Origin of the sequence: Shewanella sp. DNRA4, from assembly GCF_012843185.1 — a bacterium.
Lineage (GTDB): Bacteria > Pseudomonadota > Gammaproteobacteria > Enterobacterales > Shewanellaceae > Shewanella > Shewanella xiamenensis.
Genome location: NZ_JABAIP010000002.1, coordinates 241,338 through 262,570, shown reverse-complemented (window position 1 = coordinate 262,570; position 21,233 = coordinate 241,338). Strand labels below are relative to the sequence as shown.

18 protein-coding genes are annotated in these 21,233 nt (G+C 45.1%); 12 read left to right on the top strand and 6 right to left on the bottom strand.

Annotated features, from left to right (window positions below; genetic code table 11):
- Positions 1–8: 8 nt before the first annotated feature.
- Positions 9–1,145, bottom strand: a complete 1,137-nt coding sequence (locus HG547_RS03125; protein WP_169546981.1) for a transglutaminase domain-containing protein — start codon at positions 1,143–1,145, stop codon at positions 9–11.
- Between the two features lie 458 nt (positions 1,146–1,603).
- On the opposite strand from HG547_RS03125, the gene HG547_RS03120 reads away from it, so the two are divergent.
- The 6 genes from HG547_RS03120 to HG547_RS03095 all read left to right on the top strand — a co-directional run bounded on the left by HG547_RS03120 (position 1,604) and on the right by HG547_RS03095 (position 7,800).
- Positions 1,604–2,680 (top strand): porin, encoded by a 1,077-nt coding sequence (locus HG547_RS03120; RefSeq protein WP_169546980.1) that lies wholly within the window; start codon positions 1,604–1,606, stop codon positions 2,678–2,680.
- A gap of 9 nt (positions 2,681–2,689) precedes the next feature.
- On the top strand, positions 2,690–3,100 hold the full coding sequence (locus HG547_RS03115; RefSeq protein WP_037425478.1) for a phosphate ABC transporter substrate-binding protein: 411 nt from the start codon (positions 2,690–2,692) through the stop codon (positions 3,098–3,100).
- A gap of 44 nt (positions 3,101–3,144) precedes the next feature.
- Positions 3,145–4,764 carry a HAMP domain-containing methyl-accepting chemotaxis protein gene (locus tag HG547_RS03110; RefSeq protein ID WP_037415762.1) on the top strand — a complete coding sequence of 540 codons (1,620 nt, stop codon included), beginning with the start codon at positions 3,145–3,147 and terminating at the stop codon, positions 4,762–4,764.
- 632 nt (positions 4,765–5,396) lie between these two features.
- On the top strand, positions 5,397–5,780 hold the full coding sequence (locus HG547_RS03105) for a RidA family protein (protein WP_037416092.1): 384 nt from the start codon (positions 5,397–5,399) through the stop codon (positions 5,778–5,780).
- 22 nt (positions 5,781–5,802) lie between these two features.
- Positions 5,803–7,077 carry an L-serine ammonia-lyase, iron-sulfur-dependent, subunit alpha gene (locus HG547_RS03100; RefSeq protein ID WP_169546979.1) on the top strand — a complete coding sequence of 425 codons (1,275 nt, stop codon included), beginning with the start codon at positions 5,803–5,805 and terminating at the stop codon, positions 7,075–7,077.
- 42 nt (positions 7,078–7,119) lie between these two features.
- A complete protein-coding gene (locus HG547_RS03095; RefSeq protein ID WP_169546978.1) occupies positions 7,120–7,800 on the top strand; it encodes a PAS domain-containing protein in 681 nt (226 codons plus the stop codon).
- A 56-nt stretch (positions 7,801–7,856) separates the two neighbouring features.
- Here HG547_RS03095 and HG547_RS03090 read toward each other — a convergent pair whose 3' ends face one another.
- Entirely contained in the window at positions 7,857–9,431 is a 1,575-nt protein-coding gene (locus HG547_RS03090) for a hypothetical protein (RefSeq protein WP_169546977.1), read from the bottom strand.
- Between the two features lie 204 nt (positions 9,432–9,635).
- Positions 9,636–10,550, bottom strand: coding sequence for a DUF368 domain-containing protein (locus HG547_RS03085; protein ID WP_037415751.1), 915 nt, complete (start codon positions 10,548–10,550; stop codon positions 9,636–9,638).
- Positions 10,551–10,787: 237 nt separating this feature from the next.
- On the opposite strand from HG547_RS03085, the gene HG547_RS03080 reads away from it, so the two are divergent.
- From HG547_RS03080 to HG547_RS03065, 4 genes are all read left to right on the top strand, one after another.
- Positions 10,788–11,279: a hotdog fold domain-containing protein gene (locus tag HG547_RS03080; protein WP_037415749.1), complete on the top strand. Its 492-nt coding sequence runs from the start codon at positions 10,788–10,790 to the stop codon at positions 11,277–11,279.
- Between the two features lie 111 nt (positions 11,280–11,390).
- Positions 11,391–11,828 (top strand): nucleoside deaminase, encoded by a 438-nt coding sequence (locus HG547_RS03075; protein WP_088585881.1) that lies wholly within the window; start codon positions 11,391–11,393, stop codon positions 11,826–11,828.
- A gap of 563 nt (positions 11,829–12,391) precedes the next feature.
- Positions 12,392–13,525, top strand: a complete 1,134-nt coding sequence (locus tag HG547_RS03070; RefSeq protein WP_248278686.1) for a DUF418 domain-containing protein — start codon at positions 12,392–12,394, stop codon at positions 13,523–13,525.
- Positions 13,526–13,536: 11 nt separating this feature from the next.
- Positions 13,537–13,965 (top strand): DUF1294 domain-containing protein, encoded by a 429-nt coding sequence (locus tag HG547_RS03065; RefSeq protein ID WP_169546975.1) that lies wholly within the window; start codon positions 13,537–13,539, stop codon positions 13,963–13,965.
- 221 nt (positions 13,966–14,186) lie between these two features.
- Here the strand turns inward: HG547_RS03065 and HG547_RS03060 are convergent, their stop codons facing one another.
- On the bottom strand, positions 14,187–15,518 hold the full coding sequence (locus tag HG547_RS03060) for a short-chain fatty acid transporter (protein WP_169546974.1): 1,332 nt from the start codon (positions 15,516–15,518) through the stop codon (positions 14,187–14,189).
- Positions 15,519–15,739: 221 nt separating this feature from the next.
- Here HG547_RS03060 and HG547_RS03055 point away from each other — a divergent pair, with 221 nt between their 5' ends.
- Positions 15,740–16,210, top strand: coding sequence for an FKBP-type peptidyl-prolyl cis-trans isomerase (locus HG547_RS03055; protein ID WP_099457712.1), 471 nt, complete (start codon positions 15,740–15,742; stop codon positions 16,208–16,210).
- A 59-nt stretch (positions 16,211–16,269) separates the two neighbouring features.
- On the opposite strand, the gene HG547_RS03050 is transcribed toward HG547_RS03055, so the two are convergent.
- Entirely contained in the window at positions 16,270–17,064 is a 795-nt protein-coding gene (locus HG547_RS03050) for an ROK family protein (protein ID WP_037415724.1), read from the bottom strand.
- A gap of 361 nt (positions 17,065–17,425) precedes the next feature.
- Between HG547_RS03050 and HG547_RS03045 the strand changes: the two genes are divergently transcribed.
- Complete coding sequence (locus HG547_RS03045) at positions 17,426–19,243, top strand: aminopeptidase P family protein (protein WP_169546973.1); 1,818 nt, start codon at positions 17,426–17,428, stop codon at positions 19,241–19,243.
- Positions 19,244–19,314: 71 nt separating this feature from the next.
- Here the strand turns inward: HG547_RS03045 and HG547_RS03040 are convergent, their stop codons facing one another.
- On the bottom strand, positions 19,315–20,562 hold the full coding sequence (locus HG547_RS03040; RefSeq protein ID WP_169546972.1) for an HD domain-containing phosphohydrolase: 1,248 nt from the start codon (positions 20,560–20,562) through the stop codon (positions 19,315–19,317).
- Positions 20,563–21,233 lie beyond the last annotated feature (671 nt).

Here is a 21,233-nt window from a genome sequence, read left to right as displayed (position 1 = left end):
ACAGCTGTTTAACGCTGTTCGCTTGACTGGTAGTCATAGGCAAATACTTTTGGCTCATAGTAATTGACAGGGTCGCCATCCACTTCAGCGTAAGGGTAACCAAAATTGTTGAGTGGAGTCTGCTCTGCGGCTGGGAATAAGTCAAAGTCACGGCCATAGTTAAAGCCTACCCAATTCATTTCCCAGTTACCAAATAGGTAGTCGTTCACCGCTTGCACAGCAGGGTCGTTATGTTCTTTATTCTCGGTGAGGCGCATTTTAGTCACATCCGCAGGATCGGCGGGTAACCAGCCATAACCAGCAAGGTAGAACATAGCACGGCAATGTTGGCCACCAGTGACATCGGCAACCCCTTTTTCATCAGCACTGCCAAAGGCTTTTTTAGAGTATTTCCCCATCTTGATCGCTTGGCCTAAACGAATACCAAACATCTCACGGGCAGGCACACCCACTGCGCGCATCAGCGCCACAAACACTGAGTTGATATCAGTACATTTTCCACCGAGTTTGCCACTTTCAAGAATCGCTGCCACATCACCATTACCGCAACCTATCACACTGTTATCACGGTACATATTGGCACTCACCCAGTTATAAATGAGTTGTGCTTGTTTGAGTGGTTCGGTCTCTTTACCCACAATCTTATCGGCGGTCTGCTTCACGATACCGTCCACTGGCATATGCTTGGTTGGCTTAAGGTAGATGGCCACTTCAGCAGGATACTCAGGTTTTACTGGCGCGCGATAATGGCTTAACTCGCCGCTTTTAAGGGGTTCCCAATCTTGGGTTTCTATCACTAATTCTAATGTTAAGGTCATTTTACCTTTAGCATCGGGCCAAGTGGCAAACAGAGTTTTGGCGCCATAATGGTTATTAGCACTGATATAAGCATCTTGATAAGTGCCGCTAAAGTTAAGTTTTTCAACCTGTTGAAAGGCCGTGTTTTCGGGTAGCGGCACCCATAACTTCACCACACCGGATGACCCTTCTGGCGCGACTAATTGATAGGTATTGGTTAAGGTAAAACGGCGACGGCCGCAGGCTTTATCGACCATTGAACCTTGGGTCGACGCCGCCAACACTGGCATCACGGTTCCCGCTGCCGAGAGAATTGCTGCACCTTTCAAAAAATCACGCCTTTGCATTAGACATTCCTTATATTGATAAGTATTAGAAAAAAGGAGACCACTAAAGTACTTGATAGCGATTATAGAAAGTCCCATCTGCACCTCAATAGTGTCGTGGATGGGAATGGGATCGATGTACCAAAAACCCCTTAAAGAGCACATAAATGCAAGAACAGTTAAGATAAGTGGGACATTTTGTCGCAAAGGTATTGAGTTTAGCGGTCGGTCAATTCAGTACTCTTAAAAACGTTGTCACACATTACTTATACATGTTTGGCTCGACAGCCTCTTAACTGATGCATGGTCAAAATGACTAAACACCAAATAAATCAAAATAAAAGTAAAAAAGCCCTGAAGCTCTGTCGGAAAATGAAACTTAGACGTAATTGTTGCAAAATTGTTCCAAAAATAATGGTAAAAAACCACATTCATTCTAGGCTTAAAAATGCACATACCTTACAAAAGTAGGTTTATCTATGAAACATAAACTGTTATTCAGTCTCTGTTCTCTCTTACTTGCCACCAGTGCCCAAGCCGAAGTGAATATTTCAGGTTTTGCCTCAGTGGTTGCGGGTAGAGTAATAGATGGCACTGGCGTTGCAAAGTTTGACCTTGGTCCAACCTTCCTAGCTGATTATCCACTCGTGGGCGCATACGATGAAGATATCAGCTTTAAACCCGACACACTTTTTGGTATTCAATTTTCAGCCGATTTACTTGAAGGATTATCCGCCACTGCACAGGTGGTTTCCCGAGGTGCCGATGACTTTTCAGCCGATTTTGAGTGGGCCTATTTATCCTACGAATTAAATGAACACTGGACGGTACAAGGCGGTAAAAAAAGACTGCCACTCTATTATTACAGTGACTTTTTCGACGTGGGATATGCTTATCCTTGGATCCGTCCACCAGCAGATAACTACACATGGCAAGTCTTTAACTACACGGGTGTTAGCGCGTTATATAACTATTTAATGGGTGAATGGACTATGTCAGGACAGGTCTATTACGGCAGTGAAGATAGTGACCCCAATAAATTACTTTCTGATTTCTTCTTCCTAGAGAACACCCGTGAAGTTTGGAAAGATATTGGCGGCATCGTAGTACAATTTAACCGTGATTGGTTAGATATTCGTTTAACCCATATGCAATATACCAATGAACGTTATATTGGTGGCGTACAACAAGAATGGAACGGCAATAAACAAAGAACAGGCAAATTTTACGGCCTATCTGTAAATATTGACTATAACAATTTCTTATTTTTATCTGAGCTGAATCGCTTAGATCTCGATGGTAGTAATCTAGATACTTATCTGGTCACATTGGGATACCGCATTAATTCAGTTATGCCTTTCGTCTCGTATTCTGACTTTGATGATGGTGAAGGTGGGGAAGTTCATCACACTACATCTGCGGGAATTCGCTGGGATTTCCATCCCTCAGCAGCCTTTAAAATTCAATACGATGATGTAAAAGATGAAGGCGGCCCAGGCATGAAGGTCGCGGGAGACTCGCAATCCATCAGCCTCGGCGTTGACTTGGTATTTTAGGAGAGAGACATGAAAAAATTACTTTGCTCAATCCTACTTAGCTTAGTATCAATGCCCATTTGGGCAGGCGTGGTGGTAATTGTTCATCCGAGCAATGGCGATACTATTGATCAAAAAGCGATAGAAAACATTTATCTAGGAAAAACAAAAACCTTTCCTAACGGTGCCTCCGCTGTTCCAGTGAATTTGGACAGTGCCGTACCATTAAGGGAAACCTTTGACTCAAAAGTCTTAGGTAAATCATCGAGTCAACTCAAATCCTATTGGTCACAAAAAGTATTTACCGGTAAAGGAACACCGCCCAAAGAAGTCACTAGTGGGGCAGAAATGATTAAACTTGTTTCTTCAAACCCCAATATTATTGGCTATATTGATAGTAGTGAGGCCAATGATTCGGTCAAAGTGGTTGCCGAATTTTAAGTTGGTGTGCCGGAGTATACTCCGGCACCTTTTGGGGGCTGATAATGAATTTTTTTAACAACGTTTCTATTTTTAAAAAAGTTGGCGCAATTTTTATTTTAGCTGTCGTTATATTCACATTAAATTTAAGCATTAGTGTTATTTCAATTAATAAAAATCGCGCAACGCTTAATTATATGGAGCAACAAGTTTATCAAAGAGTAGAGTTAGCCAATCAAAACGTATTTTTCGTGCAACGACTCGATGAACTTTATACCCAATCGGTTTCCTTTGCAGATGAAGATTTATTGACCAACGCGGAAAATATGTACGAGTCAGTTCGTAAGAATCTACAACAGCTTGATAGCGTTGATCCCTCGCAGGCAAATCAGTTAAACGGCTTATCTAATAAACTCACCCGCTACAATGACATGACGCTAAAGCTAGCTAAAGGCATGCTGGCTGGGACTATCGATATGGCAAATATTGGCCAAATCAGCCAAGAAAAGTCCCAAGCCTTTGAAGCGGTTCTCAATGAGGTACAAGCCTACAAACAGAGTAAAATCATTGAGTTTAAACAAGCGATCAAAGAAGCCGCAGACAGATCGGAGCAAAGCTTGTGGCTAACGGTGTCCTCTGGTATTGCATTACTTATCGTGATGTTTATTGTAACCATTGCAATTGCTCGCTCGATTAGCTCCGCCGCCCATAGCGTTGCCCGCTCGCTTGAAGAACTCGCTGATGGCAAAGGGGATTTAAATCATCAACTCACTGTTTCTGGCACTGATGAGTTAGGCCAAGTCTCCAGCAACTTCAATCGATTTCTAAGATTACTTGCCGATTCCATCCTCCAAGTAGTGAACGTAACAGACCCGCTGTTAGAGAGTTCACATTCGTTAAAACAGCGTATGGAAGATGCGACTAAAGCGACTCAGCAACAGAGTCAAGATGCGAGTACAGTGCAAGTTTCAATGGAGGATATGCGTCATTCCGTGATTGAAATATCGCAAAATGCTCGACAAGCCGCCAGTGCCGCCCAAGTTGCCGAAAAAGAAGCCATGCAAGGCATGAATGTGGTGCAACGAACCATAGATATCTCCCAAGATCTCAACAAAGGAATCCAAGTTGCTTCAAATTCTATCAATGAGTTAGCTAGAGATACTGAAAATGTCACCTCGATTTTAAATGTGATTACCTCGATTGCAGAACAAACCAATCTGTTAGCGCTAAACGCCGCGATTGAGGCCGCACGTGCGGGTGAACAAGGCCGAGGTTTCGCGGTCGTCGCCGATGAGGTGCGCGCCCTAGCCTCTAAAACCGCCGATGCAACCACTGAAATCCGTCAAGTATTACAAAATCTTAAAACCGCCGCGGTTTCTTCCGTCAATACCATGAATGCCGCCTTAACCAAATCCTCAGAAAATGAAACCAACGCGAAAAATACTGGCCTCGCCTTAAAATCAATCCAAGAGCAAATCGTCAGTATTAATGGAATGAACACGAATATTGCTTCTGCAACCGAAGAACAAGCTTCTGTCGCCTCTCTCGTTGTAAATAATGTGGTTAGTATGAATGCTTCCTTTGACGAAACCTTACAGATTTTGTCACAGGTGCGAAATGTGTCAGAAGGCTTAGTCGATTTTGCCGATGAACTGAAGAATGCGACTTCGCAGTTTAAGCTTTAGCTTGATTCACACACCTTCAAACAATTTTGAGGGTGTGCTCATTTCTCGGGCGTATGGGATGTTTCGAGATTAAATGTTGTTTGTTATGGCAAGATCGTGCTCGTGAAACAAGGAATAACGCCTAGTTATTCTACTTCAATGTCGAGCAGCTCTTATGACAAAAAGTAAGAGTAAGCGTTTGCCTGAATACCCCAAGCTCAGATAAATAAATGTATATCAAACAGCTTATTGCAATGATAACTACGTTCAATGGACTTGCAATAAGCTCACGATTACCGCGTAAACTCACCTTGTAGTGGTCAACTAAATTTGGCAACAGTTTTAGAATCTAGCCAAAATCTTCGCTCGGATTCATTTGGGCTTAATCCTATTAATCCTATTAATCCTATTAACCAGAGTTAAAGCTAACAAGGGTATTACCGAGTCATAAAACCGCTATCTAATGCAAATTCATTTGAGTCAAAGCCAAGTTGAGTGTTTCCAACAGTAGTCACCACAGAACATAACAATCTGATATAGCTAAATAAAAAACACAAAAACTTTCTATGGATACAAAAATATTTGCAATAACGATTGCTCTATCACCAAAAAATGCAAATAATGTTGCAAATTTAGACTTTGGTGATTCAATCATGAAAAGCATTATTCACGCAGAACACGCGCCTCTGGCCATTGGCCCTTATTCCCACGGCACTCGCTATAACAACCTTATTTTTACCTCAGGACAACTGCCAGTATGCAAAGACAAAGGTGGCGTGGTTGATGGCGGCATCAGCGAGCAATCGGTGCAATGCCTTGAGAATCTAAAATACGTGCTCGAAGCTGGCGGCGGCAGCATTGAAACCGTACTTAAAACCACTTGTTACTTAAGCGAAATCAGTGATTTTGCCGCTTTTAACGACGTTTATAAAACCTATTTTAAAACCGACTGCCCAGCGCGCAGCTGTTTTGCGGTGAAGGATCTCCCACTGGGTGTCAAAGTGGAAATCGAAGCCATCGCCCACGTTAACGATTAAGCATCTGTAAGGTTGTAGCCCGATGAAACCCCAATGGCAGCAGTATATTCACATCATCAACCAAGTTGTTAAACCTGCTTTAGGCTGCACAGAGCCGATTGCCGCAGCTTACGCGGCGGCGGTTGCACGCACATTGTTGACTGGTGATCCAGATGCAATTGCAGTGCAGGTCTCTGATAATCTGTATAAAAACTCAATGGGCGTCTATGTGCCAGGCACAGGCAAAATTGGTCTTGCGATCGCTGCCGCCACTGGCGCACTTGCAGGGAATGCCGACGCAGGATTGGAAGTACTAGCCAGTGTCACGCCAGAGCAAGTGGCGCAAGCACAAACTCTTATTGATGCGGGTAAAGTAAAAGTCGAGCGTACCGAGACCGATGAATTTATCTATTGTTGTGTGACCTTAACCGCGGGTGAACAAGAGGCCATGGTGAAAATCTGTGGCGGCCATACTTTAATAGCCGAAAAGCGCCTAAATGGTGAGTTAGTGTTCACAGCGGATAACACTCAAGCTAAGGCAACGGGATCTATCTGCGACGGCGTTGATATCAATATTGAATCGATTTACCGTTTTGCCCAAGAAGTTCCCTTCGAAGAAATCCAATTTATCCTTAAAGCCTCTGAGTTAAATAGCAAATTATCCGATGAAGGTATGTCCAAACCCTATGGGTTAGAAGTCGGCCGCACCATGAAAAACGGTATTGCCGCGGGGATTATTGGCGAAGACCTACTCAATAAAATTGTGATGCTAACTGCGGCAGCTTCCGATGCGCGTATGGGCGGCGCTAACCTGCCCGCCATGAGCAATTTAGGCAGTGGTAACCAAGGGATTGCGGCCACGATTCCGGTAGTGATCACCGCTCAGTGTTATAAAGTCAGTGAAGAAAAACTGGCGCGCGCCTTAATTATGAGCCACTTAGGGGCGATTTATATTAAGTCACACTACCCGCCATTATCGGCATTTTGTGGCAATACGGTCACCAGCGCCGCCGCCTCTATGGCGATGGTGTATTTAGCAGGCGGCAGTTTCGAGCAATCCTGCTTTGCGATTCAAAACGTTATCAGCGACAGCTCGGGTATGGTCTGTGATGGTGCGAAAGCCTCCTGCGCTATGAAGGTCAGTACCTCATCGAGTGCGGCGGTGCGCTCCTTCTTAATGGCGCTCAACAGCCAAAACGTTTCTGGGCAAGGCATCATTGCCAAAGATGTAGAAACAACCATTAAGAACATTGGCAGAATGGTCCTTAACGGCATGTCCTCTACGGATGTCACTATTATCAACATCATGTCGGAATAACGCACTTATCCGCGATAAGCGCTTGATGAAGAGGCTAAAAGAGTGAAACTGCAAGATTTAACCCAAAGCGATCTGGATATACTCAAGTCGATCGAAAATATCGTCGATGGGATTGCCTCCATGTATGGCGAGCATACAGAGGTAGTGCTGCACAGCTTAGATGCTAAGCATCCTTCGGTGGTCAAAATTGCCAATGGTCATATAACCGGGCGAGAAGTTGGCGCGCCGATTACCAATCTTGCGATACAAAAACTAAAATCGGGACAAGATATTTCTAACGCTTACCTGACAAAATGTGCCAACGGCAAAACACTCAGATCAACCACCACCATTATCCGCAATAGCAAAGATCAACCGATTGGATTGCTCTGTATCAACACGGATATGGATGCCCCATTGCAATCAGTCCTGCGCACTATGATGCCAGAGCAACTGTTTAGCAGTGAGCAGACCCATTCACCCGAAGTATTCGCACGCAATATTGATGAGGCGCTACATAGTGCGATTGACAGTGTGAATCATGAAGTTCGTGCTAACGCGGCGATTTCACCTTCGCAAAAAAGTCGTGAAATCGTCAATCAACTCTATGAATTAGGGATTTTTGAACTCAAAGACAGCGCCCAAGTAGCCGCCACTCGATTGGGGATTTCAGTGCATTCCATTTACCGCTATTTGCGTGAAATCAAAGCCAATCAAGCTGAAAACGACAAAGCCTCAGCCTAAAATAAAGGGCTAAGATCTAATAACCTTAGCCCTTGCGTTTTAGTATTTTGCACTCGTTATTGCGAGGCTTGTCCGCTCAAGCCCATCATATTCCATGCCTGTACAGTGCCATCGGCCATTAAAGCAATGGCATCAAACAAATTGCTTCGAATCTCACGCATTTGACTCAAATCAACGGCTTGCTTATCTAACGTCATCGCAGGCTCTTCACCCATCCATACAGCAATGGAACCATCTTGGCGTTTAACCGTAAACCCAAAGCCTGTCGGGAAAATATCCGATGCTTGAGTGATTTGAGTTTTAGGTCCAGAGTGACCATCAACCACAGTGCCATCCTGTTTTAAAAAGGCAAACTCCCGCTCATAGGTCACCACCTTGTCCACCTGCGGGATTTCTTGATAACGTGGTTGATGCTGTCCCAAGTCCCAACCTTCCCAAGCAACGGCCGTATTATCCCGACGTAGCGCGACAAATCCCTCATCAAAGGGATAAACCTTATCAATGTTTTGCAACTTTTCCTGTATGACTGACGTATCGGCACCATTGAATTTACTGCCCCATACGTACAGTTGACGACTGATGGTTAGAGCGGCAAACGCACCACGATTTGCATAAATATCAATTACTTTATTGGCGCGACTTGTGGTAGATAAACGCGCTGGAAACGCGGCATGATACTCAGTCAATTCGCCCTCACCCCACGAATATACGCTGCCATCAGCCAGCAGTGCCGCGAACCCATGATCGGTGTTAACAACTTTCACGGCAGGCACTAATTGGCTAAGTTTGGCTAATTGCTCACGGCCTTTTTGCTCATCGCTGGGCCCGCCCCAAGACACTAATTTCCCTGTCGCTGTCCTCGCGGTAAAGGCATTATCATTAGCATAGAGCAAATCGACATGGGTAAGTTCAGAGGCCACGTGACGACTATCGCCGCCATAATCGGCGCCCCCCCAAGTGACTACAGTTCCATCTTGCTTTAAGGCAGCAAAGGCACCTTTGTTAATCAACACTGTGTCAATATTGGTCATAGCAGGCGCGGCATATTGCCCTGAGATCAGTTCGGCAGGCGTTGAATCCAAGTTAGACCAACTCACTACACTGCCATCTTGTTTGATGGCCGCATACAGCACCTCTCCCAACACAAAAGAACGAACACCTGTCAGCACTTGCTTCATCGCCATTCCCCAAGGAATAAGCTTTCCGTCATGGGTTAAGGCCGCAAAACCACAGCTATCCTCTGCCGCATATAGGTGTTTTACATTGACCAGAGGCTCGGCGGCATTATTGATATCGCCGCCACAGTCAGGCTCGCCCCATGCCACCACAGTGCCATCTTGCTTGAGCGCCGCAAATGCACTGAGATTACTGTAGATTTGACTCACTTGGGCTAACTGAGCGGGCATCGGGATTTTGGGCGAATCGTCAACCAGCTCAAGGTTGTTCGGGGTGGAAGTGACAACATTATTCACGGCGGTTGATGGCCGATGAGCTAAGATCGTGTCAGAAATTTGCTGCTTTAATTCAGGTGATATTTCAGAATCTTGTTTATCAATGAGTAAGTTAACTACATGACCTAAAGCAAAAATTGCTAGCGCCACACCAACCCAGGGAACCTGTTTTTTTTCCACAACTATATCCTTATCGTAACGACAAACTCTCACTGAGTTTAAACGGATGCACAACATCGATGGCTGAGCACTCACTATAATTGGGCGATTGTAACTAAAGAACGAGCAAAATGACATTGCCCTAAAGTCGAGATATTCCATCGCCCTTAAAACAGAAAAGCAGCGATATTCGCTGCTTTTATTCAACATCATCCACAGAATTAGCTAATCCCGTTTACCAACCTTTTCTAAGCCCCACACTAAAGCAATCGCCGCTAACATGCACACAATAGCAAACAAGAGTTGTGAGGGCTGGCCAGTCACTTGCTCAAAATTAAGTGGCGAAATATTTTGTTCCAGCAAAGGCACTTGCTCGCCATGGGAGTTGGTCTGCCAGGTTAAGGTTTGTTTCCAAGGCCAAATTTTGCCTAAGGTACCAAGCATCAATCCGGTTAAAAACACGATAGTAGCATCATGGTATTTACGTAGCAGCGCCGACAATAAATGGCTAAATGTCAGTAACCCCATTACGGCCCCCACAGCAAAACACGCTAGAATATCCAGTTGAATATTTTTCGCCGCTGCGAGTACTACAGGATATAAACCAAGCAATAATAAGATAAAACTGCCCGAAATCCCGGGTAACACCATGGCACAAATCGCAATCGCACCGCCAAAGAAGATATTTAAGTAACTGGCTTCCACCGACACAGGATTAAGCACAGTAATTGCCCAAGCAGCTAACACGCCGAGCACGAATAAACCTAAGCGTGCCAGCGTAAAGCCGCTCACCTGCTTGAGCATATGCACCACAGAAATAATGATTAAGCCAAAGAAGAATGACCAAATCGGAATGGGATGCGCCACCAGCAACCACGAAATCAGCTTAGCGAAGCTAAAAATACTGGTCAGGATCCCCGCCAATAAACTCACTAAAAATCCGCCATTGATGTGTATAAAAGCGCCTTTTAGCCCCTGCGACTTAATCACCCCCCAAAGGGATGGATTGATGCGCTTAACGCTTTCAAGCAAGGTATCAAGAATGCCAGTAATGAAGGCGATGGTGCCGCCCGAAACCCCTGGCACCACATCGGCGGCGCCCATGGCCATGCCCTTAAAATAGGTCAGCAAATATTTCAATGTAAGTCCTTGTTGCTAAATCAATATGTGGTGTCATTGATGACAAATTTGTCGTGATTATACGGTGTTAGCCTAAAAACAGCGAAATGAAGTTTACTTAATTCAGCCGACTGGCAATTATTGTTACCTCAATGTTACACTCATCCGACCAGAAAAAGATAACCGCGCCACTAAGACCTAACATAATCATTGGCCAAAGATTATCCCCCTTAGTTTGCACTCCGATGAAGGATAAACATGAGTACTCACGAAGAAACCCGTACCAAACCTAACAAGGTGCTTGCGCTTTACCACAAGACCCAAGGTTTACCCTTTGGCCAAAAAATCTTCTCAATGATGGTGTCACGTATGGCGCCTTATTTTGGCACCATCAAACCACTGATCACTGAATTACGCCTTAACTACTGTTCATGTTTAATAAAAAAACGTCATGCTGTTCATAACCATATAAAAACGGTGCACGTGATTGCGATTTGTAATGGCCTAGAAATGGCAATGGGCGTGATGGCCGAAGCCTCGATACCCGCCCATTTACGCTGGATCCCTAAGGGCATGAGTGTGGATTACACCGCCAAAGCGGGCAGCGATATTTTGTGTGTGGCTGAAGTCACGCCAGAGCAATGGGCCCCCGGCGATATGCTGGTGCCCGTAACCGCCTACGACACTCAAGGAGTCGTGGTCGTGAAGGGGCATATCAAATTATGGATTTCAGAAAAGCCGCAAAAATAAGTTAACGCCACCGAGCCAAGGTTAATCGTCAAGCAAGATAACAAGTTAAGTTGTCTTGCCCAAACCTTACGGACTGCTATGCTAAGCAAAACAATCTAACAGGGGGACAACATGGATGAATTTTTACAGGCCGCCATTGATGAAGCCAAACAAGGATTAGCCGAAGGCGGTATCCCCATTGGCTCAGTATTAGTGATTGACGGTAAAATTGTCGCCCGCGGGCATAATAAACGTGTGCAGCAAGGCAGCGCCGTGTTACACGCTGAGATGGATTGCCTCGAAAACGCTGGCAGATTGACCGCCGCCGATTATCAAAAGGCCACGCTTTATTCAACCCTCTCCCCCTGCGATATGTGCAGTGGCGCAATTTTACTCTACGGCATCCCTAAGGTAGTGGTCGGTGAAAATGTCACTTTTCAAGGGCCGGAAGCCTATGTACAGTCCCGCGGAGTCGACGTGACAGTGGTAGATAATCACGAGTGCAAGCAGTTAATGCGCGATTTTATCGCCGCCAAGCCACAGCTATGGAACGAAGATATTGGTGAATAGCCAATAGCTTTTTAAGCCTATTATCAGTACGGATCACACTTGAAAATTACCATATCCCCTAAATACCAATGGTCAGACTTTAAACATACCAAACAAATAGAAAGACTAATTTGGAGCACTTTAAAAGTTACTGATATCGGCGGCTCTTGGGATTATCACAATTTTATGTCTGACAGCTCTTTCTGGTGTAATGGTAAATATTCTTTGACATTGCAATATATGGACGAAAAAAAGTTGCAGAGTATTGTGGTAACAAATCCGGAGCCCAAAAACGTAGAGCTAAATTTGCTAGTTGAAATTTTCCTAAAAAAATATGGACTCATTATTAAGTACTACGAATAAGTTTGTGAAGTTCGCCCTAATAGTTGGATAGAATACGTAAACAACGCTCACCCTAAGTATTCTTTCGAATGGTCGATTGTTAGGCTAACACTTGTATTATCAACTCGAATAATCCGAGGCTGACTCGGTTCATTTTCCCCAATAGCAAAAGGATGCCTGCTATCAAACCTATCACTCAAGCAGCCAAGGCCCCTTGGGGAAATCCCGTCGATGCGACTCACATGCCCCATCAACCAATCCCAATTGGACGTAATGCCAACCTCGATGCCATACGAGGGTTAGCGGTATTGGGGATATTTTTTATGAATATCTATTTTATGGGGATCAGCTTTTATGGCTATGCGCCCCATCAAATCCCATTGCTCTCGGACCAAGTGCTCGAAGCCTTTAGCAATTTCTTTATTGAAGGGCGCTTTATCAGCTTGTTTTCCATCTTATTTGGTGTCGGGCTTTATATTCAATATCAACGAGTTAGCGATAAAGGTTTAGCGGCCTATCCGCTGCTGCGCTCACGCTTGAAATGGTTGATTGTCTTTGGCCTGATCCACGGCATCATTATCTGGCCAGGTGATATTTTACTGACCTATGGGGTCAGCGGCTTTTTAGCACTCTGCTACCGAGATGCCAGCATCGCCGAGTTAAAACGTAAGGCCAATATTTTTATCTTCAGCTCGTTAGTGGTTATCTGCTTAATCAGCATCATGGGCAGTGACGAACTCTTTACCCGCGAATCGCCCTTATTCGCCGAGCAATACAGCGCTTGGACATCGAGTTATAGCAATCAACTGTTCCTGCATGTCATGCAGGTCGGTTACATGGCGCTGGTTATTCCCTTTACACTAATGTGGTTCACGGGTGGCCTGATGCTGCTCGGTATGGCGCTCTATCGCCAAGGTAGCTTCGAGCAGGGGTTTGAGCGTAACACCTTAATCAAGCTGGTTTTAGCCAGCTTAGCGCTATCCGCCCTAGATACCCTGCTAGGATTAACTCAAAACCCAATACTGGTAATGTTTTCAGACATTCTAGTCATGCTGAGTGCTATCCCGATGGCGCTGATTTATATCCATATAGTGGTTTATATCTGCCAAAACCGCTCGACCGTGCTAAAGCCACTGCAAAATGTCGGCAAACTCGCCTTTAGCCTTTATATTCTGCAATCTATCGTTGGCGTATTTATCTTTCGCCACTTTGCCCCTGAGTTACTGTTAACCCTCAATAGAGGCGGTTATATGGCAATAGCCTTGGGTTATTCGCTACTGCAATTGCTGCTTGCGAGTGTATATTTACGCTACTTTAAGCAAGGGCCGCTCGAAAAACTCTGGCGCCACCTCGCCTTTAAATCCATTCGTCCCTAGCACCAGAACAAATGAACAACAAAAAAACGACTCACACCCGCTCGTCCCGCGCCTCAAAGCCGGGAGTGATTCACAGCAAGGCGAGTTCGATGCCATTGTTATTAGCACTGGCCTTTCTCGCCATGTTAATTGGCGCGGCTTGGTGGCATATGCTGCCAGTCGCGATTGCTGGTTTATATCTGGCGCTGAGTTTATGCACTTTTATCACCTACGCCGTTGATAAATCAGCCGCTAAAAGAGGTAAATGGCGCACCAAAGAAAGTACTTTGCACCTCATGTCGCTGATGGGCGGCTGGCCCGGTGCACTGTTTGCCCAGCACCTTCTACGCCATAAATCAGTAAAAACGGCCTTTCGTAAACTGTTTTGGCTAACGGTAGTAACCAACTTGGCCTTGCTGGGTTATGGGCTCCAAACCGGAGTGATGGATAGATTGATTTAAAGCGCGCATATCCAATCAACCTGAAATCCCCAATCAACCTGAAGATACGAATATCAGAGTGCCTACAAGTTGTAGAGCCCTTAGGGACGCCAATTCAAGGCTCATACATAACAAAATGTCGGCCACATTTGGAATTGACACAATACGGAAGTCGCAATGAAAAAATTAGCCCCGTTAACCGTTAATTCTTTTAACGGGGAAATTTTGAGCTATATCAGTACTTAAAACCAGCTTAGGGCAATACTGATAATGACCCCTGTGATAATCAACTGCATTAAACAGAATCCCATAATATCCCGCGCCTTTAATCCGGCGATGGCCAGCACAGGTAGAGCCCAGAAAGGCTGAATAAGATTGGTCCATGCATCACCCCAAGCCACCGCCATAGCAACACGTGCCACATCGGCGCCCAAGGCTTCGGCAGCTGGCAACATAATCGGCGCCTGCACCGCCCATTGTCCGCCGCCCGAAGGCACAAAAATGTTCACTATGCCTGCGCTGATAAAGCTCCAAAATGGCAGGCTTTCTGCGCTGGCAATGGCTACAAATCCTTCGGAGATACTTTGGGCTAAACCCGATTGCATCATCACCGCCATAATGCCTGCGTAGAAGGGGAACTGAATCACAATGCCCGCACCGCCTTTAATCGCTTCGTTAAGACTCAGCAATAAACTGCGTGGCGTTTGATGCAGCACTATGGCGAGGAATAAAAATAAAAAGTTAACTAAATTAAGGTTTAAGCTGCCGCCTTGCACTGCAAAGTAATAGCCTAAGTACACCAGCCCTGCGCAACCCACACTCCAGCCCAGTAAACGGCTATTTTCTAATGTATCTGCGGGACGAGTAATAGCGTTTGACGCATGTGCTGTGTTGCTCTCTTCACTACTCACATTTTCAAGCGCCTTAGGGTCGATATAGATGCTGTCTTTTTCTTCTGGCAACATAAAACGGTTTACCAGTGGCATCACCACAAACAAAATCAGTACTAACAGCAAGTTAAAACTGGCAAAAATGGTCTCACTGGTAGAGATAATGCCAATTTGTGATTCTGAGAAATGCCCCGCAGTGGCAATGGTTAACGGAATAGACCCCGCCAAGCCGCCGTGCCAAACCACAAAACCAGAGTAAGCACTGGCAACCAATAAACGGTAATCTACTCTCACTTTACGGGCTAACGCTTTAGCAAATAACGCGCCGACCACCAAACCAAAGCCCCAGTTAATCCAACTGGCAGCCAGAGAAACCAGCGTCACTAAGATAATCGCCTGCGGCGCAGACTTAGCCAAGCCGGCGATGGCATCGAGCAATTTTTTTATCGGTGGTGAGCTGGCGAGCATAAATCCCGCCACCAGCACTAACAGCATCTGCATTGAAAAACTCAGTAGTGCCCAAAAGCCATCGCCCCAGTAACTGATGACGTCCATAGGTGTTTTTTGCTCGGCGACCACGGCCGAAATCATCACGACTAGCGTGAGGAGTAAGACAAAAATATAGGGATCGGGTAAATAACGGTCGACAAGCTTGACCAACGGTTTTGCGGCTTTGGTTAACATAGGACTATCCTTGTTTATTCTTCTTATCTGTTTTTATTGAGTTTTTATAGAGTCTAATGCCACAGGTTAAGCGATATCTAAAGCTGGATAAAGCCTTCGGATGCTTTTAAAGCGTGAGAAAATGTAACGCGAATCATCCACGGCTACGCGCACGAACATCGCTAGCCTCTCACGCTAAAAAACTGATAACATAGCCAAAATTGACTAAGGTGTTCCTTAAAATGAAAATGTTACTTGCCGTTGTTGTGATTGCTGGGGTGATTTTTTACTTCTTTACCTCAATGAATAACCAAAAAGCGGCCCAAGAAAATATCCGTTTAGGTAATGAATTTTTAGCACAAAATAAAACCAAAGAAGGTGTGAAAACCACCGCCTCAGGTTTGCAATATCAGGTGTTAAATCAAGGCTCAGGCACTGTTCATCCCAAGGCGAGCGATACCGTGACCGTGCATTACCATGGCACTTTGATCGACGGTACCGTATTTGATAGCTCGGTCGAGCGCGGTGAGCCCATTGCCTTCCCGTTGGATCGGGTGATTAAAGGTTGGACCGAAGGCGTGCAACTGATGGTCGAAGGCGATAAGTATCGCTTCTTTATTCCAAGTGAGCTTGCCTACGGCAATCGTAGCACAGGCAAAATTGGCGGTGGTTCGGTACTGATTTTTGATGTTGAACTGTTGAAGATAAATTAATTTCTGCATTAAAAACAAAGCCCCGCATTGCAGGGCTTTGTTTTTTCTATCTCCGTTTTTTACGAATCAGCCTTATCCGAAAAATCCCTTGCCAAGATCACTGATAAACCACGGCAAACCAAGGTTTCCATATCATCGACGCGATTAATCTTCATTTCGGCTAATGGCGCACTCAAGGCCATGCGTCTTAAACTATCCAGACATCCTTTATAGTAAGGTGCGCTGTTCATCATGCCGCCCGCTAACCAGATCCGATTAGGATTAAACAGATTTACCGCCCACGCGAGTCCCATACCAAGATAAGTACCTGCACGGTATACATCATCGGCAGTAGAAATCTTACGACTACGGATAGAATCACCACTGGCAAGCTGCTCTAAAGTGAACTCCCCCGATTCTGTCATCACTCGGCAATGCCCTAACTCACCAGCGACGCCAGTTGCACCGGTGTACGCTTTGCCGTTAAAGGCAATCGACATACCGATACCGGTGCCACACATGACTAACAACTCACAGGCATATTTTTCATCACAGGTTGCCTGCATGCCCGCATCGATATCATTGCAGATAAACTTAAGCTGACCTTGGGTTTTCAAGGTATCAAAACTCAACCCATTTAAACCGGGCAAGGATTTACAAGATACCAAACGATTCTGTTGTACAAGCCCTGGAACAGCGATCGCTAAATGGTAATGCTGTAAATCATAATCCCGTTCCAACGCCGCGATTTGATTATTTAAGTCTTCAATTTTAAAGCCTTCACCCGTGGGGATTTTATATTGTTCTGTATGCCCCTTGAGTTGAAGTTCGAACAGGGCTTTGCTACCGCCCACGTCTATTGTTAATGTTTGCATCGCCAACTCCACTGATACATGTGCTCCCCTCTGACCCCGAGCGGAGATGGCGAATGTTAGCATAATGGGTCAATATTAGCGATTGAATAAAACTTAAGTAGCTAATTTGTAAGAATTAGTCATGATTCCAGAGTGATTCAGATAACAATTCAATTTGATTATTAGCGAGAGATCACAGCCATTTTCATCACAAAATGTTGCCTAAAAAACAAAATTGTATACAAAATCCTTTATTCCATACCTTGCAACTTCGTTGCTGAGCTTGCGATAATCGCTGTCAATTTGCATCCTTTTCGCCAGCATTACCCATGATAATTTGGCAGCCTACCTTTGTAGCCCATGCCATCAATTTGGAGCCCCTATGTCGTTACCTTCGTCGTCACAACCATTGCAATCAAATAAGATTGCCAACCGTCTTGCCGCCATTCGTAGCGAGCTAGCAAACGCCAACCTAGACGCCTTTATTATTCCGCGCGCCGATGAGTATTTAGGCGAATATGTGCCAGAGCACAATGAGCGTCTTTATTGGGCGACGGATTTTACCGGTTCAGCCGGCATGGCCATTGTCCTAAAAGACAAAGCCGCCATTTTTACCGATGGTCGTTATACGGTACAAGTGCGTTTACAGGTCGATGCAAACCTCTTTAGCTATGAAAGTCTGACAGACACTCCGCAAATCGAATGGTTATGCGACACGTTACCCGCAGATTCACGTGTCGGATTTGATGCCCGTTTACACACCTTAGCCTGGTTTGAAAACGCCAAAGCGACGTTAGCGAAAGCCCAAATCGAACTGGTTGCCGTCGAACAGAATCCGATTGATAAGCACTGGCAAAATCGACCTGCACCGTCGAGCGCAGCTATCACCTTATTTAGTAATGAAAGTGCGGGTAAGACCAGCCTGCAAAAACGGACCGAGATTGGCGCACTAGTCAAAAAAGCCGGCGCCGATGTTGCGCTGATTGCCGCTTTAGATTCTTTCTGCTGGCTGCTCAATATCCGTGGCAACGACGTGCCGCGTCTGCCTGTCGTGCTCGGCTGCGCGCTACTTCACGCCAATGGTGATATGCAGCTGTTTACCGATTTGAGCAAACTCCCAAAAGGCATTGAGGAACACGTTCGAACGGGTGTGAGCTTTAACAGTGAAGCCGCCCTTGCCGATACCTTGGCAAGTTTGCAGGGCGTGAAACTGCTGGCCGATCCCAACTCTGCTAACGCTTGGGCGCAAAATCTTGCCCGCGATGCTGGCGCCAAATTGATTGCCGGTATCGACCCAGTCTCTCTGCCTAAAGCCCAAAAAAATGCCGCCGAATTAGCAGGTATGCGCGCCAGCCACATCCGTGATGGTGTCGCTGTCAGTCGTTTTCTTGCATGGCTCGATGCTGAAGTCGCGGCTAATCGTCTGCACGATGAAGCCACTCTTGCCGACAAGTTAGAGAGTTTCCGCCTCGAAGATCCCAAGTATCGCGAGCCAAGCTTCGACACCATCTCCGCCGCTGGCGCCAATGCGGCCATGTGTCACTATAACCATAACAATGGCACGCCTGCGATGATGACGATGAACAGCATCTACTTAGTGGATTCTGGCGCTCAATATCTGGACGGCACCACAGACGTCACCCGCACCATAGCCATTGGCGAAGTGAGTGATGAACAGAAAAAGATGGTGACACTGGTACTTAAAGGCCATATCGCCTTAGATCAAGCCCGCTACCCTAAAGGCACGACAGGCCAACAACTCGATGCTTTTGCCCGCCAATATCTGTGGCAACATGGCTTTGATTACGACCACGGCACAGGCCATGGCGTCGGTCATTTCCTGAGTGTGCATGAAGGCCCACAGCGCATCGGTAAAAATCTTAATGCTATCGCCTTAATGCCTGGCATGGTGTTATCAAATGAGCCAGGTTATTACCGCGCCGACAGTTTTGGCATTCGCCTCGAAAACCTAGTGGTAGTGCAGCATTGCGAAGCCTTAAAGGGTGCCGAGCGTGAAATGTATGAATTCGATGCCCTAACGCTGATCCCCATGGATGCCCGCCTTATCGATAAGCGCCTGTTAACCCAAGGCGAAATTGACTGGTTTAATGCTTACCATCAGAAAGTGTTTAATACTTTATCGCCATTAATGTCAGGCAGTGAGCTTGAGTGGCTGACAAAAGCAACACAAGCTATCTAACCCCCACAGGTAAATCTCATTAAATAAGCCCAAGACGATTGTCTTGGGCTTATTGTTTTCGCCTAATAAAATCACACCATCTTAGGCTGCGCTACAGTCGACTGGGGATCATCCAGCAACGAAGCTTTTGAAAGCACCTCAAACTCGGTATGAATTTGCATAAAACAATCGACTAACACAGGATCAAAATGTTTGGCTCGGCCCTCAAGAATCATGGCTTTGGCATCTTCATGAGTAAAAGGACGCTTATAGCAGCGTGGCGATGTTAACGCATCATAAACATCGACTAGAGCGACAATTCTTGCGGATAAGGGAATATTTTCTTCTTTTAATCCAAGTGGATAACCACTACCATCCCATTTTTCGTGGTGTCCAGAGGCAATATCTCTACCCATTTTGATAAAGGTGCATTGGGGAGCATACTCTAACAAACTGGCCAGAACCTGCCCCCCAATAACAGGATGCGCCTTAATTTGTTCAAACTCATCTGGAGTTAACCGGCCTGGTTTTAGCAAAATCGCATCGGCAATGCCAACTTTGCCTATGTCATGCAAAATTGCCGATAAGCTAATATCTTGGATAAAGTCTTCATCTAATTCTGGAGGCGAATTGTCAGCCAACATTCGCTGGGTAGCGAGCATTTTTGAGTATTGCCGCATTCTCAACAAATGCGCTCCGGTTTCATTATCTCGATATTCAGCAAGCTTAGCTAAACCCAGTACAGTCGCTTGCCGAGAAGCCAGAGTAGAATCGAGGGAGGAGGTTAACTTGCCTAAGAGATAAGCAATAGTCAGGGTTACCATCGCATTGGTTACGAGGAAATTGATTGAAACAACAACCCAAATGCCAGTGCTATATCCTTGAGTGACGGGCCAAATCAGCCACTCATAATGATACGCCACCCCAATCAAAATTAAGCTCACACCATTTAAAACTTGGGCGTATATGCTCGCCTTAGTGCCTAAAAAAATGTTACTCAGCGGAGGGAAAATAAATAGCCAGAAAAATCCAGCGCCTGACGGCCCTATCGCAATAAGAAATCCAACACCAATGGCATAGGCAAGCAAACATCCTAAACTAAATCTAAGCCGATCAGAAAAATGAGGATAAAAAAGCAATAAGACTAATAAGAAATATGCAAAGGTATCAAAAATCGCCATGCCCCATAAATCGGCAGCAATACAAAGATAAACACTGGTGAAATACACAGGCACACACAGGATCGCAAGAAACCCAAATAACCGTTTAAAAATCACTCGGCGCCAATGAGTTAAACCTGATGTATAACGAGCAAAGTCACTCGGCAGTGCTCTTGCCATAAAAATCCCTTTGCAATCAAGTACTACCTTTGGATGATTTAAAGCCTAAGTTCACAATTTATCGACCTAGGTCTCGCAATTTTATTTAACAAGATAATGACTTGCACAAAACCAATTAAATGCGGACTAAAACCCATAATGCTTAAAAATGTGTTCACATTACGACTGCCTGCTGACATTTATGAAATTAAATTTGGCTCCTTCTGCCAAGCTAGCGCTCGCCGAAATAAGGAATGAAGTGTCATTCTTTTATTCAAATAACGAACGGTTCTTAAGACTGAGTAAGCGTAAATGCTTGCCATAAAACCCATTTAGGCAGCATTTATTTATCTTAGCGCCCTTTTATGCAAAAGCACTGCATCTACGGACTTTACCTTGCACAAATGCCATTAAATTCGCCCAAATAATCCTTAAACATCAACACGCCTAACAAGTTTAGTCAAAGACGCCAAGAATGGTTGCCATATATTGAGGATTCTCCCGAATAACTTCATCTCACATGAAGGTGAATATGACATAAATTTGGCTACAAGACAGGATAAACACTCGTTTAAATAGCAATAAAAAACTAATATTTTTAAAAAGTTATAAAAAGAAAAATACATTACTTTTCTTATGGGTAATGCTAAAAACTACTCTCCAATATCCACACAAAAATGATACCATTATCA